This is a genomic window from Micromonospora sp. DT15, from assembly GCF_049841475.1.
GTDB lineage: Bacteria > Actinomycetota > Actinomycetes > Mycobacteriales > Micromonosporaceae > Micromonospora.
In genome coordinates, this window is record NZ_JBNCKJ010000010.1 from 139,162 (window position 1) to 155,200 (window position 16,039).

Annotated in this window: 15 protein-coding genes; 3 read left to right on the plus strand and 12 right to left on the minus strand. The window is 71.1% G+C overall.

The window, feature by feature from the left end; translation table 11 throughout:
• Positions 1–11: 11 nt before the first annotated feature.
• The 3 genes from ACLQ3F_RS22445 to ACLQ3F_RS22455 form a co-directional block, all read right to left on the minus strand.
• Positions 12–1,148: an epoxide hydrolase family protein gene (locus ACLQ3F_RS22445; RefSeq protein WP_425851207.1), complete on the minus strand. Its 1,137-nt coding sequence runs from the start codon at positions 1,146–1,148 to the stop codon at positions 12–14.
• 144 nt (positions 1,149–1,292) lie between these two features.
• The gene (locus tag ACLQ3F_RS22450; protein WP_357204279.1) at positions 1,293–1,826 is read right to left on the minus strand and encodes a WapI family immunity protein; all 534 of its coding nucleotides are present in this window, start codon (positions 1,824–1,826) and stop codon (positions 1,293–1,295) included.
• 45 nt (positions 1,827–1,871) lie between these two features.
• A complete protein-coding gene (locus ACLQ3F_RS22455) occupies positions 1,872–3,014 on the minus strand; it encodes a hypothetical protein (protein WP_425851209.1) in 1,143 nt (380 codons plus the stop codon).
• Between the two features lie 133 nt (positions 3,015–3,147).
• Here ACLQ3F_RS22455 and ACLQ3F_RS22460 point away from each other — a divergent pair, with 133 nt between their 5' ends.
• Positions 3,148–4,725 (plus strand): gluconokinase, encoded by a 1,578-nt coding sequence (locus tag ACLQ3F_RS22460; RefSeq protein ID WP_425851211.1) that lies wholly within the window; start codon positions 3,148–3,150, stop codon positions 4,723–4,725.
• 12 nt (positions 4,726–4,737) lie between these two features.
• Here ACLQ3F_RS22460 and ACLQ3F_RS22465 read toward each other — a convergent pair whose 3' ends face one another.
• On the minus strand, positions 4,738–5,022 hold the full coding sequence (locus ACLQ3F_RS22465; protein ID WP_387354036.1) for a putative quinol monooxygenase: 285 nt from the start codon (positions 5,020–5,022) through the stop codon (positions 4,738–4,740).
• 225 nt (positions 5,023–5,247) lie between these two features.
• On the opposite strand from ACLQ3F_RS22465, the gene ACLQ3F_RS22470 reads away from it, so the two are divergent.
• Entirely contained in the window at positions 5,248–6,564 is a 1,317-nt protein-coding gene (locus tag ACLQ3F_RS22470; protein ID WP_425851213.1) for a serine hydrolase, read from the plus strand.
• 7 nt (positions 6,565–6,571) lie between these two features.
• On the opposite strand, the gene ACLQ3F_RS22475 is transcribed toward ACLQ3F_RS22470, so the two are convergent.
• From ACLQ3F_RS22475 to ACLQ3F_RS22510, 8 genes are all read right to left on the minus strand, one after another.
• A complete protein-coding gene (locus ACLQ3F_RS22475) occupies positions 6,572–7,342 on the minus strand; it encodes a hypothetical protein (protein WP_425851215.1) in 771 nt (256 codons plus the stop codon).
• Positions 7,343–7,395: 53 nt separating this feature from the next.
• Entirely contained in the window at positions 7,396–8,154 is a 759-nt protein-coding gene (locus tag ACLQ3F_RS22480) for a MerR family transcriptional regulator (RefSeq protein ID WP_425851217.1), read from the minus strand.
• A gap of 50 nt (positions 8,155–8,204) precedes the next feature.
• Positions 8,205–10,460, minus strand: a complete 2,256-nt coding sequence (locus ACLQ3F_RS22485; RefSeq protein ID WP_425851219.1) for a putative bifunctional diguanylate cyclase/phosphodiesterase — start codon at positions 10,458–10,460, stop codon at positions 8,205–8,207.
• A 315-nt stretch (positions 10,461–10,775) separates the two neighbouring features.
• Positions 10,776–11,009, minus strand: coding sequence for a zinc-ribbon domain-containing protein (locus ACLQ3F_RS22490; RefSeq protein WP_357228558.1), 234 nt, complete (start codon positions 11,007–11,009; stop codon positions 10,776–10,778).
• Positions 11,010–11,215: 206 nt separating this feature from the next.
• A complete protein-coding gene (locus ACLQ3F_RS22495) occupies positions 11,216–12,085 on the minus strand; it encodes an SRPBCC family protein (RefSeq protein ID WP_425851221.1) in 870 nt (289 codons plus the stop codon).
• Positions 12,078–12,635, minus strand: a complete 558-nt coding sequence (locus ACLQ3F_RS22500; protein WP_355005525.1) for an ArsR/SmtB family transcription factor — start codon at positions 12,633–12,635, stop codon at positions 12,078–12,080. Before ACLQ3F_RS22500 ends, ACLQ3F_RS22495 begins: the two co-directional genes overlap by 8 nt.
• 101 nt (positions 12,636–12,736) lie before the next feature.
• Positions 12,737–14,080, minus strand: a complete 1,344-nt coding sequence (locus tag ACLQ3F_RS22505; RefSeq protein WP_425851223.1) for a class I SAM-dependent methyltransferase — start codon at positions 14,078–14,080, stop codon at positions 12,737–12,739.
• Complete coding sequence (locus ACLQ3F_RS22510) at positions 14,077–15,474, minus strand: FAD-binding oxidoreductase (RefSeq protein ID WP_357204300.1); 1,398 nt, start codon at positions 15,472–15,474, stop codon at positions 14,077–14,079. The genes ACLQ3F_RS22505 and ACLQ3F_RS22510 overlap by 4 nt, the downstream gene beginning before the upstream one ends.
• Positions 15,475–15,567: 93 nt before the next feature.
• On the opposite strand from ACLQ3F_RS22510, the gene ACLQ3F_RS22515 reads away from it, so the two are divergent.
• Positions 15,568–16,038, plus strand: a complete 471-nt coding sequence (locus ACLQ3F_RS22515) for an aminoacyl-tRNA deacylase (RefSeq protein WP_355005528.1) — start codon at positions 15,568–15,570, stop codon at positions 16,036–16,038.
• Position 16,039 lies beyond the last annotated feature (1 nt).

Below are 16,039 nucleotides of genomic sequence, written 5' to 3' on the forward strand. Positions count from 1 at the left end.
CGGGGCGATGACTACGGGCGCAGCGAGGTGAAGAACTCCCTCAGCTCACCGGCGAGCAGGTCCGGCTCCTCCAACGGCATGAAGTGCCCGCCCCGGCCCGGTTCGCTCCAGTGCCGGATGTCGGTGCAGGCCCGCTCGGCGATTTCCCGGGGGAAGTCTGCCTGCGAGGGCTCGGTGCTCACAGTGAACGCGGCGGGCACGGTGATGTCGGGTCGTGGTGTGTTGTGGTCGAAGTCGGCGTACTGCCGGAACGACGAGCCGATGGTGCCCGACACCCAGTAGAGCGTGATGATGGTGAGCAGGGTGTCCCGGTCGATGCTGTTCGCCAGGTCGCCGTGGTTGTCGCTCCAGTCCCGGTACTTGTCGACGATCCACGCGGCCAGCCCGGCGGGCGAGTCGGCCAGCGCCGCCGCCAGGGTGTCCGGGCGGGTGCCCATGATGGCGCTGTAGCCGCCGTCGGTCTCGTCGTACGCGGCTTCGGCGTCCAGGAACGCCTGCTCGGCCGGCGACAACGGACGGGCGTCGAAGCTGGCCGGGAACGGTGGATGGATCATGTGGATGCCGGCCACCTGCTTCGGGTACAGGGCACCGAGCCAGCCGGTGACCACTCCACCGACGTCGCCGCCGAAGGCACCGTAGCGCTGGTAGCCGAGCACGTCGGTCATCAGCTCGTGCAGGGTCCGAGCCAGCAGCGCCCGGGTCACCGGCTCGTTCGGCGCCTCCGAGAAACCGAAGCCGGGCAGTGAGGGCACCACCACGTCGAACGCGCCGCCGGGCCGGTCAGGGTCGGTCAGTCGGTCGACCAGCGGCAGCATCTCGACGAAGCTGCTGGGCCAGCCGTGGCTGAGGATCAACGGCAACGGCGCGGGCGCGCCGGCCGGGCGCGCGGCCCGGACGTGCAGGAAGTGCAGCTTCCGGCCGCCGACGAGGGCCAGGTGCTGGGGGTACGCGTTGAGCCCGGCTTCACGAGCCCGCCAGTCGAAGCCGTCGTGCCAGTAGGACACCAGGTCCCGCAGGTAGTCGGGATCGACGCCGCCCTGCCACGGTTGGGTGCCGCTGCGGTCGGTGAAGCGGGTACGGGCCAGTCGAGCCCGCAGGTCGTCGAGAACCGCATCGGAGACGTCGATGCGGAACGAAGAGACAGACATTGGTCCTCCGGAAAAGGAGGGCGCTCCCCGACGCGAGAGGTCAGCTGAGGGGGACGGCGGAGAGGAGCGCCCAGGAATGACGGTGGATGGTCACCGGGCTCACCTCCTCTCGTGGCTGACGACGATCACCGTACCGGACGGTGATCAGCCGGCTCGTCGGCGGTACGGCTGCGGGCCGTGGGTCGGGAACCGCGACTGGGTACGCGGTGGGTACGCCTCACAGTGCTCGACCCAGTGTTCGGCGGCGGTGGCCAGGGCGTCAGCGGAGACGGTGAGGATCAGCGGGTAGATGGCGCTGGACGGGCGGCGCATCCACGGTGGCAGTGACTCGGCGGAGAACTCCACTGTCAGCTCCAGCCGGCGGCGGCGCAGCACCCGGCTGCGCAGGGCCAGGTTGGGTTCGGTGAACCGGACCGTCGCCGGTGGCGCGCTGAGCGCGAGGGCGGCGGTGGCCTGCCCGTGCAGCCAGCCGCCGAGAGCGCGGGCCTCCTCGACCATGAGGCTCGGGTAGTGGTGCGACCAGGTCTGGCCGTCGGCGGTGCGGGCGTCCACCTCAATGAGCAGCCAGTCGTGCCAGCCGGGCGTGGCCCCATCCAGGTCGTCGGGCGGGTCGATGCCGGGCTGGTAGCCCACGGGGCGTACCCGCACCCGAGCGCCATCGTCAGACCGGATCTCCACTCGATCATTCTGGCCGAGCGAAGCGGACTTCAGGCCCCGAATCGGTCACTTCGTGATGGTCCGCCGTACGCCCTGGTGCCCGGCGCAGGCGGTGGACCGGCCGCCGGCCAGGCTCACCGAACCGTCGCGGCACTGCACGAGGTAACCGCGTCCGGCCCAGAACTGCGGTACGCAGTCGAACCAGTCGCACACCTCGACGGCCGGCTTGCGAATCCGCGTGCCGCCACAGAAGTCGTACCCCAGCGGGTTCTCCGGTGCCCCGCAGCGCGGGCCCTGGGTAGCGCTGGGCGACGGGCGTGGTGACTTCGTCGGCTTCGGCGGCGGGGATTTCAGGGCGAGCGCCGGGCCGATCCGCGCGGGTGCGGCGCTGACGGTGGGTGCCGGGGTGGCTGCGGCGGCGACCTCCGCGCCACCCCTCGGGTCGGACGGGTTCGACTCGATGAGTGCCGCCGGCACCAGCAGCGCGATGGCCGCCGCCACAGCGATGCTCCTGCGGCCACCGGGCACGAACGACGACAGTCGCGCCTGCCCGGGGGTGGCCGCGGCCGGCCGGAACGGCTTGAGCTGGGCGTGCTCGGCAATCAGCTCGTCGAGTTGGGCGATCACCGCCGCGCGCTGTTCGATCGCGTCGGCGAAAGCCAGGGTGAGCTTGAACCGGAAGTCCGGCGCGGCGTCGGTGGGCAGCAACAACCCGGAGATACGCCGCCGGTCCAGCACCTGGATCAGGGTGACCGGGGCCGCCGGGTCGTGGGACAGGCCGGTTATTCGGCCGTACGCCCAGTCGCGCCGGCCCCGCCCGCCGAGCAGCACGAGTCGACGGCTGGTGATCACGGCCATGCCGGCGTCGGTGACGCGTACGCCGTCCGGGCGGCGCGGGCGCAGCGGCCCGGTTCCCGGGGCGACGGTGAGGTCCGGCGCGGGCAGCACAGCGGTGTGCCGTACCTCGACCAGTTGCGCCGCGGGTAGCACCCAGAGCACCACCTCGTCGGCGGCCAACTCCAATGCCAGCCCGGCGCCGGCGGCGGCCGAGCCCTGGAAGTCGGCGGCCAGGGCGCGTAGCCGCCGTAACTCGTCGTCGCGTCGCCGCCACGCAGTCTCAGCGCCGCGGTACGTGCTGACCCGCCGCACGTTCTGCCGGTGCGCCCACTGGTACCGCCACGTGGAACCCGTCGAATCAGTCTTTGCCACGCCGACTCCTTCGCCGCGCAGGCCACCAATCTGGGGTGTCACACGGTTTAACAGGCGCGGCGCGGCACCTGGAAACGCCGAAACGGGCGAACTACCCGATCGGCGGAGCAACCAGCACGATAGGGGGATACTGATGCCGACGTTCATGTTCTCCGAGGGGGTGACGGTCGTGCCGGCAGTCACGCTGCTCGGGGTCGTGATCGGGGTCGACATCGGCACCACCAGCACGAAGGCCGTCGCGTACGACACCGACGGGCGGCAGCTCGGCAGTCACCTGGTCGGCTACCCGCTGAACAACCCGCAACCCGGCTACGCCGAGCAGGACCCACAGCTCATCCTCGACGCGGTGCTCAAGTCGATCAGCATGGTCGTGGCGGAGCTGGTCCAGCCGGTGGCCGGGCTGTCGTTCGGCTCCGCGATGCACAGCCTGATCGGGTTGGACCGGGACGGCAATCCGCTCACCCCGTCGGTGACCTGGGCCGACTCGCGGTCCACGCGGCAGGCCGAACGGTTGCGGGCGGTGCCGTCGGGGTTGGCCCTGCACCGGCGCACCGGCACACCGATGCATCCGATGTCGCCGCTGCCCAAGCTGCTCTGGTTCGCCGAGCAGGAGCCGAAACTCTTCGAGCGGGTGGCGCACTGGGTGGGCATCAAGGAGTGGGTGCTGCTGCGGCTCTGCGGCGTACTGGTCATCGACCACTCGATCGCCTCGGCCACCGGCCTGCTCGACATCCACGAGCTGAAGTGGGACCACGAGGCGCTGACCATCGCCGGCATCACCCAGGAACAGCTCCCGCAGCTCGTCGCCACCACCGCCGTGCTCCCGAACCTCACCCCGCAGGCCGCGGCCGAGACCGGCCTGCCGCAGCGCACCCCGGTGGTGGTCGGCGCTGGCGACGGGCCACTGGCGAACCTGGGTCTGGGAGCCGTGCACCCGGGCATGGTGGCCTGTTCGATCGGCACCAGCGGCGCGATGCGGGTGATGGTCGAGCGGCCCGGCGTGGACCCGCTCGGCGGGGTGTTCTGCTACGCGCTGACCGAGCATCGCTGGGCGGTCGGTGGCGCGATCAACAACGGCGGCATCGTGCTCAAGTGGGCCGGCGCGGCGCTCGCCCCGGACCTGGGCGAGCACTCCGAGGAGGACCTGGTCGCCCTGGCGGCCCGCGCGCCGGTCGGCTCAGGTGGGCTCATCATGCTGCCGTACCTGCACAGCGAACGGGCACCACACTGGAGCGCCCTCCCGCGCGGAGCGTACGTGGGGCTGACCCACGCCCACCGCCGCGAGCACCTGGTGCGGGCCGCGTTGGAGGGCGTCTGCCAACAGCTCGCGCTGGTGCTCAGCTCGGTACGCGCGGCCGGCAACGAGGTCCGGGAGGTCCGGGCCGGTGGCGGCTTCGCCCGCAGCGGCCTGTGGCGGCAGATGCTGGCCGACGCCCTCGGCCTGCCGGTGAGCTTCCCGGCCGCGCACGAGGGGTCGAGCTTCGGGGCGGCGCTGCTCGGCATGGAGGCGCTCGGGCTGATCCCCAGCATCGACCTCGCCGCCGACCTGGTGCGGATCGAGGAGACGGTCCGCCCCGACCCGGCCGCCGCGGCCACCTACGCGGCGCTGCTGCCGCTCTTCGCCGAGCTGTACGAGGCCCTCACGCCGACCTTCACCTCGATCCGCCGGATGGCACCCGGCCTGCCCACCGGCCCCGAACCGTCGGCGTAACCGGGTGCCGGGTCAGGGCGCCTCGACCCCGGAGATCAGGTAGCGCCGCACGTCGGCGTCGAGGATGGCGACCTCCTGCGCGTCGTCCGGCCCGGAGCCCCGGAACGCGGCCAACTGCTCTGGTGACTCCCAGCGTTCGTAGACATGGATCCGGCCGGGCTCCAACGGGTCGGCCGCCAGCAGGAAGTCGAGGCAGCCGGCGGTGGCGCGCGCCCGTGCGATGACCTGTTCGCAGTCGGACAGGTACGCCTCGCGGGTGGCCGGTTCGACAGTCAGGCTGCCGGCGATGATCAGCACGGGTCCTCCGGGGTGAGTGCCTGAGTGGCTGACCTTTGCTCTTCACCCGCCCGTGCGCCAGGCACGGTCCGTAACCGGCGCATCGGCGGGTGCAGAGCAAAGCGGTGATTACCTGTGGGTCACAGTTATACCTGCGGGCCACCGCGGAGGGGGACATTGCCGCCCGGACGGGTGACTCCGGTCCCGCCGGTCCCACCCGCCCCCGGCGCTTCATATCGTGCAAACGTGAGAAAAAGCGACAAGAAGCGCTCATCTTCCCTGCTGGGGAACTCTGCCCGCGTACCCCTGAAGGTGTTGACGGCGGCGGTCGCGCTCGCGGTGCTCGCGACGACCGGGCCGGCCACCGCGGACGGCCCGGGCCGCGCGCCCGTCGCGGAGAGCCACGAACCCGGGGTGGACCCGACGCCGGAGCGCCCGCCGACCAGTGAGGTGTCCTGGCTGTCGTTTCCCGGCGGGGTGTTCGCAGTGGACTCGCTCGGGCACACGGTGCGCTACCGCGCCTGCGACGGCGACACCGGTCGGGTCGCCGACCCGGGCATGCGGGTCGCCGCCGGGGTGGCCAGCGGCGCTGTCGTCGTCGGCGGTACCGCCTACCGCTACCGGGTGCCGCTGGTCGGGCGCAGCGAGGGCACGCTGGAGGTGATCCAGCGGCACCGCCCGCCGACGACGCTGACCGGAGTGGTGGTGACCAGCCCGCAGCCACCCACCGACCCGGTCGCCGGGGCCCGGCTGTTCCCGCTCAGCGGCCAGCTCGCCCGGGTCGTCGCCGACGCGAGCCTCAACCCGGCCGGGGTCACGGTGCGCGACCTGTCCGGCCGCTACGGCGACCAGCAGATCGCCGTCAACGGCTCGCTGCGCCCCAAGGCGGCAAGCGTCATCAAGCTGTGGATCCTCGTCGAGCTGCTACGTCGGGTCGACTGTGGACAGGTATTCCTCGACGAGGGTGTGCTGGTCTCCCCGGAGGACGTGGTCGGCGGCACCGGCCAACTGCAGTTCGAGACGTTCCCGCAGGTGGTCACAGTGCACCGGCTCGCCCAGTACCTGATCAAGTACAGCGACAACGTGGCCGCGAACGTGCTGATCACCTACCTGGGTGGGTTCGCCCCGGTCAACGCGCTGATCGACTCGATGAACCAGCGGTCCACCATCCTGGCCCGGCGGATGCTCGACAGCGCGGCGGCGCAACGCGGCGAGGAGAACTACACCAGCCCGGACGACGTGGTGTCACTGCTCGGCGCGGTCTGGGACGGCGAGATCCTCACCCCCGCCTCCCGCGACCTGATGATCGGCTTCATGCGGGAGCAGACCCTGAACACGAAGATCCCGGCGGCGTTGCCGCCCGGCGTGCCGGTGGCCCACAAGACCGGTGACCTGCCGGACGCCTCACACGACGTCGGCTACTACCTGATCCCCGGCACCGAAACCGCCGTCGCGTTCCTCACCGCCGGCCCCATGGCCACCGGCGACGAGACGGTCCGGCGGATGGCCCGCACCGTCTACGACTTCCTGGTCACCCCCACCGAGGGGGCGGTCGAGGAATGAGCCGCCCTCAGGCGCCGGGAATGTTCGCCGGCGGGTCCTCGCCCACCAGGTCGGCCGCCGGCGGGTCCGCCGACACCGGCAGCCCGAAATCCGAGTACGTCAGGTCGAGCTGGGCGGTCTGCGACTGCTCACTGGCCAACTCGATGCGGTAGCGGACCAGCCGACCCTGCTCGTCCACGGCGGCGGTGAACGGGACCGCCCCCGCCCGGTCACCCAGCACGTTGCCAACGCCGCTGCCCAGCACCGCGCCGCTCTGACGCAGGTCCAGCGTGCCCGCGTACTCCCGCTCGGCGGTCAGCCGGACCCCCGTCGGCGCGCCCAGCGTGCTGGCCAGCCGGGTGTTGTCCAGGCCCTGCTTGGCCGCCGGGGCACCCGCCTTGCCGACGTGCCACCAGGTCTTGCCGTCCCAGACCGGGACGCGGCGGTCCGGGGCGGTGACCCGCACGTACACGTCCGGCCCGGTGGTCAACCGCTCGATCTTCACCACACCGGTGGGCACCTTCAGCGAGGTGGTCTCCAGACCACGCTTCGCCTTCGGGTCCCAGAGCAGCACAGTCGCGTCCCCGTCCGTGCCGCCGGTGCCGACCGTCAGCTTGTACGGCTGCTCGTCGGCCTTCGCGGCGGCGGCCTTCAACACACCGACCGGGTCGGCGCTCGCCGACGCCGCCGGACGACCCGGGCCCGGGTCGTCGTCGCCGGCGGCGACCAGCGCCCACGCCCCGGCACCGACCGCCACCACGAGCACGGCGACAACGGCGATCAGCTTCGGTTTCGGCACTGTCATCTCCCCCGGGCGGTGCGGTCCGGCCAGACTAGCCGGACCGCCCGTCGTCACGCCCGGCTGATCGCGTTGGCGTGGATCGCCTCGTGCAGATACGCGGCCAGGCCCGCGGCGATGTTCTCGTAGTACGCGGTGAACCGCTCGTCGGCCAGGTACATGTCGGCCAACCCGGTCTGCATCTCGTACGAGCACTCGTAGAACCAGCGGCTGATGAGCTGCCGGTGCTCCTCGGCCAGGTCCATCACCTCCGGACTGTCCGCCGGCACGCCCGAGGCCATCAGCGCGACGATCCGCCGACCCCAGTCCTCGTTCTCCGCCTTGATCCGCAGCCAGTCGTCCTTGCCGTAGCGGGAGGCCCGACGGTTCGACTCCCGGTACGCGTCGGTGTCACCCCAGCGCCGCTCGGCCTCGGCCTCGTGCTGCTCCGGGTCGACGTCGCCGAAGACCTCGAACCGCTCCTCCGGCGTGAGTTGGATGTTCATCTTGCTCGCCTCCATCGCGAACTCGATCGCCGTGACCATCTCCTGCAACCGCTTGAGCCGTACCGTCAGCAGTTCGTGCTGCCGGCGCAGGTGCGCGGCCGGATCGGCCGCCGGGTCGTCGATGATCGCGGTGATCTCCTCAAGCGGGAAACCAAGCTCCCGGTAGTACAGGACGAGCTGCAGCCGTTGCAGGTCCGCGTCGTCGTAGCGGCGGTAACCCGCCGAGGTGCGCCCGCTGGGCGAGAGCAACCCGATCTCGTCGTAGTGGTGCAGCGTCCGCACCGTCACGCCGGCCACCTTCGCCACCTGACCCACCGTGTACGCCATGGTCCCCCTCCCTTCCGGGAACCAGGCTCCTGCCTGCCGCTACGTGAGAGTCAACTCTGATTCTGGCCCACCATGGCGGGGCCGTCCGGCCGCCCGTACAGATAGCCCTGGCCCCGTGGGCAGCCGATCGCGGTGACCGCCTCGTGCTGACGCTCGGTCTCCACCCCCTCGGCGACCACCGCCAGGTCGAACGCGCCGGCCAGGCGGGTGACCATCTCCACCGTCGCGTACGCCCGGTCGTCGGTGCCCAGTCGGGCCACGAACGACCTGTCGATCTTCAGCTCGGTGGCCGGAATGCGGTGCAGGTAGCTCAACGACGAATAGCCGGTGCCGAAGTCGTCGATGGCGATCCGGATGCCCAACTCCCGCAGTTGGTGCAGCCGCTCCAGCACCGCCTCGGTGCCCTCGATCAACGCCGACTCGGTCAACTCCAGTGTCAACGCCCGTGGTGCCAACCCGGCGGCGCTGGTCGCCGCGGTGACCGTGGCGATCAGATCCGGCCGACGCAGGTGCGCGGCGGCGATGTTCACCGCTACCGTCGCCTCCGGCATCCGGCCCCGCCAGGTGGCGGCTGCCCGGCACGCCTCGTGGATCACCCAACGGTCGATCGGCAGGATCAGCCCGGTCTCCTCGGCCAGCGGCAGGAACCTCGACGGCGACAACATCCCCAGCCGGGGATGCCGCCAGCGCACCAGCGCCTCGGCGCTGCGCACCGCACCGGTGGTCAGGTCGACGATGGGTTGGAACTCCAGGTGCAACTGGTCCTCGTCGACAGCGCGGCGCAGGTCGGCGATCAACTCGGCGCGGGAGACGGCCGACTCGCGCAACGCCGCCGTGCACGTGCGGTACGCGGACTTCCCGGCCGCCTTGGCCGCGTACATGGCGATGTCGGCGTCGCGCAGCAGGTCACTGTGGGAGGCGTGCTGCGGGCCGTACTCGGCGATACCGATGCTCGCCGACGGGTGCACCCCGACGTCCTCCTCGTCGTCGGACGGCCGCAACGCGTCCAACAGCCGCTCGGCGAGCCGTTCGGGTGACACCGGCCGGTCGCCGTCGACAAGCACGGCGAACTCGTCACCGCCGAGCCGGGCGATGGTGCCGTCGCCGTTCACGGCAGTGTGCATCCGGGCCGCCAGCCCGGTCAGCAGGGTGTCACCGGTGGCATGCCCGAACCGGTCGTTGACCTGCTTGAACCCGTCCAGGTCGAGCAGCAGCACCGCCACCGGTCGCCCGTCGCGCAGGGCCAGGCGCAGCCGCCGGTTGAACAACAGCCGGTTGGGCAGCCCGGTGAGCTGGTCGCCGTACGCGAGCCGGCGCAGCCGGGCCACCAACCGCAGGTTCTCGTTGGCCGCCAGCCCCTGCCGGACGGCGAGGGCGGCCAGCAACACCATCATGGTCACGAACACCAGCTGCGGGGTCTGCCCGGTGGGCCGACGGGCCAGCACCACCGCGAAGATCGCCCCACCCACCGGCAGGTACGGCAGCGCGACCCGCCACCAGGGCGGCAGCGGCGACTCGGCGGTGTCGTCGGTGCCGTCGCAGTCCGGTGGCGGCGGGTTCCGGGTGGCCAGGCCGATCAGCAGGTAGCTCAACGGCCAGCACAGGTCGATCGGGTGACCGGCGGTGTAGTCGGCGCGGGCGACCAGCGACACGTAGACGACGTCGGCGACGACCCGCAGGGTGAGGCTCGCCGCGAGGATCGTCATCGGCCGCCACATCGGCCGGGCCGGCCCGGAGACCGCGACCAGGATGGTGAGCTGCATCAGGTCGAACATCGGGTAGAGCAGCCCCAGCGTGCGCGCCGGGTCGGCCAGCTCGGCGGCGGCGACCCCACGGAAGACCAGCACCCAACCGATCGGCACCAGGGCCAGGGCGACGATCACCCCGTCCAGCAACGTACGGGCCCGCCCCACCGCGGTCCTCGGTGCGGACGGCGAGCTGAGCAGCGCGGCAGTGCCGGTGAGGATGCCCGCGGTGAAGACCACCCCGACCACCGGCGTGTGCGGCAGGTCACCGCCGACGAGCCGCTGCGCCGTCCAGATCGCCCGACCGATCGCGGCCAGCCCCATGGTGAGAGCGAGCAGCGTCCAGAACCGGCGCAGCGGCGCAGGATGCCGACGGGCCACCCCGACGCACGCGAGTGTCGCCCAGCCGGCCACCAGCATCCCACCGAGGTCACTGACCAGCGCGGCACCGGGCAACGCGGCAAACAGCCAGCCCGCCTCCAGCAGGATGACGGCAGCCGCGACGAAAGCACCGGCGGGGTTCAGCGTCCCCGCAGCCTGCTTTCCGTCCTGTCGGGACACGGTCGCTCCGGCTCTTTCGTCGTGCGTGCACCCTCGGCGGCGCCGGTCCACGGCAAACCCCGAAAGCCTAACCAGCGCCCAGAAAGGCCGCCAGAGCCGAACGTTCACCCCGCTGCGGCTCCGGCTTCCGGTCAGCGGCCAGCAGATCGGTTCCAGGGTGAACGGGGCAAGGCGGTGCCGGCCAACGGACGGCGTGCGCGGCGGCGTCTACGCCGGCCGGGGGTGCAGGGCGGGCGGGCAACGGTGTGCACAGCCACGTCGACCGAGGACGTCTGTCGACCGATCAGCCAGCAGAGGAAGCGTTCCATCGTCGGATCAGCCGACCGGGAGGCGCTCGGCGTCGGACCTGGCAACCTCGTACTCCGCCCCGCAGAACGTGCACTGCTGCGCGTACCGGGTGCGGATCGGGATGAGGGGAATGAAGAAGAGGGTGAATTTCGTCGAGCGGCGGGTGATCACCTGCGCGGCCTGGTTGCCGCAGTGGCGGCAGACCTGCTGCACGACACCGGACCGGTCGACCTTGGTACGCAGACCAAAGATGAAGAACATCGCCAGCCAGTACCCACCCAACCGCGAAAAGTCACCAGATCCCGGCAGCAGATCAGGGAAAGCCGGGCGACGGACGTACAAGATCGTGCTCGATCCTGGATGTAGTGGCCTCCGGGGCGAACGAGGCCACTACATCCCTGATCGAGCACGATCAAGGCGGGCGATCAACGCATGACGATCACGGTGACGCGACCACCGTGCGGCTGTCAGCCTGCCGGCGCGGGCTCCAGGCCGGGGATCTCCTCGGAGAGCCAGATCGGCTGCCAGTTCCGCATCTCGTGGAAGCGGCGCAGCTCGAACAGCCCGGCAACCGACCCGCTCCAGGCCGCGTACGGCGGGTTGGCCTCGTCGAAGCCGCTCTGCACGAAGGTCAGCGTGGTCCGGCCACCGGACTCGGCCAGCTCCCAGCTCGTCACGCCGGTCGGCCCCCAGTCGACGGACATCCGGCGGCCGGGCTCCAGGTCGACGACCTTCGCCGCGTAACCGGTCTCGAAGCCGCCCATGGCGTACCGACCGCCGACCCAGGGCTCGATGCCGATCGGGTAGCCGAACCAGGCACTGGCCTGCTCGGAGTCGGTCAGCGACTCCCACACCTTGTCGGCGGGGGCGGCGATGACCAGCTCGCCCCGCAGGTCGGCGGAAGTGAAGTCGGTGCGGGGCAGCAGTGGCTTGCCCTCCAGGTGGGCGGCCAGGTTGGCGATGGACAGCGCCCAGTACGTCTGGAGCACGCCCCGGATGGTGGAGCCGCTCATCGCCTCGGCGAAGTCGAAGTGGCTCTGGGTGAGCGTGAGCACCGTGCTGTCGGCGCCCTCGGCGGTCAACTGGAACTCGGTGGTGGTCTCCACGCCGTCGAGCAGCCAGCCGAAGCGCAGCGTGTCGTCGTCGGCGTGCAGCAGCCGCTGGTGCGGGGCGTCGCCCTCGGGCGTGTAACGGCCCCAGAACTCGTACCGCCGGGGCAGCTCGACCTCGGCGTGCTCGGCCAGCCAGAGACGCAGCTCGGCCGGGTCGGTCAGGGCCTGGCGGACGCGCCCGACGGGCGCGGAGAGACGGGCCTTGACCTTCATCGGCTCACTCATTGTCGTTCCCTTTCGGATAGCAGGCGACGGCCAGCTTGAAGGCATCTCCTTCGCTGCCGCCGTAGCGGGTGAACAGGTCTTGAAGCGCGGTTTGCAGGTCGTGCAGGAACTGCTGACGCTGCTCGGCCGGCACCCGGATCTCGCCGGAGACCCCGATCGAGGGCAGCTCGGGTGCCGCCCGGTCCAGGCCGGCGATGTCGGCCTGGACCTCCTCCATCAGGTCGAGCAGGTAGCCCAGGCTCAGTTCGTCGCGGGCCCGTCGCAGGCCGATCCGGCCGACGAGTCGCGGGGAGAGCCAGTAGGAGCGGGCGGCGGCCTGGTAGATGCCTTCGGTGATGCCGCGGACCTTGCGTTCGTTGACCAGCTCGACGAGGCCAGCCGCGACGAGCTGCTTGACGTGGTAGTAGACGCGCTGTGGCGTCTGGTCGAGTCGGGCCGCGACCTCGGTGCAGGTGCGCGGCTCGGCAAGTTGCCGCAGCACCTCGACGCGATGCGGCTTGAGCAGGACTTCGGCCTGCTCGATCTGCTCCAGGTACAGGACGTCTCTCATGGCAAAATCAGTTTGTACGTACAAAACTTCTTTGTCAATCGCTTCGCGAGAAGCCGCGCCGACTTCTTTCGACGCGGCTTCAGGCGACGGTCAGCAGGTGATCAGGGCAACCAGTCCGGTCGCAGCGGGTAGCCACTCACACCGTTCGGGCCGTTGTGGGTGGCCAACACCTGGTGCAGCTGGATGCCGTTGCGTTCGAACGCCATCCGCGACCCGGCCATGTAGAGCCCCCACACCCGGGCGGTGCCCGCGCCCACCTCCGAGACGCAGAAGTCCCAGTGCTCAACCAGGTTGCGACACCAGGCGGCCAGCGTCAGCGCGTAGTGCTGGCGCAGGTTCTCCTCGTGGTGCACCTCGAACCCGGCGTCGTGCACCTCACTGACCAGTCGACCCGGACCGGCCAGCTCACCGTCCGGGAAGACGTACCGGTCGATGAACGCTCCCGAGCGGTGCGGCGCGCGGTTGTCAGCACGGGTGATGCAGTGGTTGAGCAGCCGCCCACCCTGCCGCAGCCGGCCGCGCAGCGCCCCGAAGTACGCCGGGTAGTTACGCACCCCGATGTGCTCGGTCAACCCGATCGAGGAGATGGCGTCGAACTGCTCGGCCGGCGCGTCCCGGTAGTCGAGGTATCGCACCTCCGCCAGCTCGGTCAACCCCTCCCGCTCGATCGCGGCCTGCGCCCACTGCGCCTGCGCCTTCGACAGGGTCACCCCGAGCGCCTTGACGCCGTACTCGCGGGCCGCATGACGCACCATGCCACCCCAGCCGCACCCGACATCCAGCAGCCGCATCCCCTTCTTCAGCGCCAGCTTGCCCGCGACCAGGTCGTACTTCGCCGCCTGGGCCTGCTCCAGCGTGTCGTCCGGGGACCGGAACACCGCGCAGGTGTACGTCATCGACGGGCCCAGCACCTTCTCGTAGAAGGCGTTCGACACGTCGTAGTGGTGCGAGATGGCTGTGCTGTCCCGCACCCGCGAGTGCCGCATCCCGTTCATCACCCGCTTCCAGCGGGGCTGCGCCTCCTGCGGCGGTGCCGGCGGCGGCATCAGCCGCTCCCAGCCCAGCCCACGGACCAGCGCCAACCCCTCGGCCAGCGACGGTGGGCGTAACCGCAGCTCGTCCTTGAGCACCCGCAACGCCTCGTACGGGTCACCCGGGTGCACGCCCTGCAACGCCAGGTCACCACTGACGTACGCACGGGCCATGCCCAGGTCGCCGGGCGCCGTGAGCAGGTACGAAAGCCCACGCTCGGATTGGATCGCCAGGGTGATGCCGGCGTCGGACGGGCCGACGGCGCTGCCGTCGTACCCGGTGATCCGCACCGGCAACGGCCCCGTGGTGACCGCGCGGATGACATCCGCGACGGTCGGACCCGTCTGCCGGCCCCCCGCCGGCGGGGTGGCGGGGACGCTCGCCGCCCCCTGATCTCTGTCGGTCAGGCTCATGCTCGTGCTACCGCCTTTTCGTACAGTCCCGTCAGCCGGTGGTCCGGGTCGTAGCGGTCTTTCACCGCGCGCCACGTGTCGCCGCCGTAGAGGCGATCGAAGGCGTCCCGGTCGTAGTACGCATCGGAGTAGAGCGACTTGTGCCCGCCCGACTCCGACACCCTGCGTTCGATCGTGCGGTTGACGTCGCCGTCGGCGGCGCCCGGCGCGATCGGCACGCTCCCCCAGAACCCGATGTTGACGTAGTCCTGCCCGGGCCGCAGCGGATACAGCGGCCAGGACCGCGCCGAACCGGGCCCCGCCGGCTCACGCAGTCGCAACGGACACAGCCACACCGGGTTCATTCCCACCGCGCCGGCGAACCAGCGCAGGAAGTCGGCCGTACGGTCCAGCGGGATCTCCACGTCCTGCACGACCCGCTCCCGGGCCGGCTGCCCGCGCAGCCGGTCGATCCGGGCCGCCACCTGGTGGCGGTGCTCCAACCGGACCAGTCGGTGGTAGAAGTCGCTGCGCCGGTAACGCGCCGGCCAGAGCCTGCGCACGACCGGGTGCTGCGCGCCGAACGCCGACGAGCACCAGAACCAGTCGGTGTCCCAGCGCCACAGATAGTCGTACGCGGTGAGCACGTCGCGGGTGCGCTGGCGCAGCGACCGGTAGTAGATCGACTGACCGGTGTAGTCGCTGGGCGGGTCGGCCCCGTCGGTGAACGTGGCGAAGACCAGGTACGCCTCGCCAGGGCTGAACATCACCCCGTCCATCGCGTCCACCGGTTCGCCGGCCCAGGACCGGGTGGCGGTCACCTCCGCGATCGCGTCGGTCAGCGCCTCCAGTTGGGTGAACCGGACGTTGCGCAACGCCACGTACCGGCCGACCGGTTGCAGCTCGATGCGCAGCCGGGTGGCGTACCCGAGGCTGCCCAGCGAGTTGGGGAACGCGGTGAACAGGTCGGCGTGCTCGCCGTCGGGTCGGGCGGTGATGATCTCGCCGGAGCCGGTGAGCACGTCCAACTCCTGGACGGACTCGTGCGGCAGTCCGTTGCGGAACGAGGTCGACTCGATCCCGAGGCCGGTCACCGCGCCGCCCAGCGTGATGGTGCGCAACTGCGGCACCACGAGCGGCATCAGGCCGTGCGGCAGCGTCGCGTCGACCAGGTCCTCGTAGGTGCACATGCCCTGCACGTCGGCGGTGCGGCCGGCCGGGTCGACCGACAGCACGCCGTTCAGGCCACTCACGTCGAGCCCCGGAGTCCGGGGAGCGGACCGGGGGCGGAACAGGTTGGAGGTGCGTTTGGCCAGCCGGACAGGCTCGCCAGTGGGCACCGCGGCGTACGACCGCCGCAGCGTGTCCACCGCTTGATCATGGTCAATTGGGTGATCCACACGCTCAGCGCGCATGTGATCACCTTACGCTCGCCTTCTGGAAACCGTGGGATGTCGGCCGTGGCAGTTTCCCGTCCGCTGGCAGGCCCGACGGCTACCGTGGCGGGCATGCCATCGCCAGCGATCACCGCCCTGGACGCCGCCCAACTGCCGTATCGGCTGGTCAGCCACGGTGCCGTCGGCAGCCTCGCGGAGGCCGCCGCCGCCCGGGGCGTGACCGTCCCCGACGTGGTCAAGACAATCGTGGTCCGGCGCGGCGAAGACGATCACCTGTTCGTGCTCACCCCCGGCGACCGGGTCATCTCCTGGCCCAAGCTGCGCGCCCTGCTCGGGGTGCACCGGCTCTCCATGCCGGACGCGGCGGGCGCACTGGCCGCCACCGGCTACGAACGCGGCACCATCACCCCGTTCGGCGCGAGCACTGCCTGGCCGGTGGTCGCCGACGAGCGGCTGCGCGGCCGGGAAATCACCCTTGGCGCCGGCGAGCGGGGTCTCGCCATCGCGATCGACGCCGACGCCGCGATCGCCGCCCTCGACGCCACGGTGGCCGACGTCACCGACGAGCAGCCCACCCGCTGAG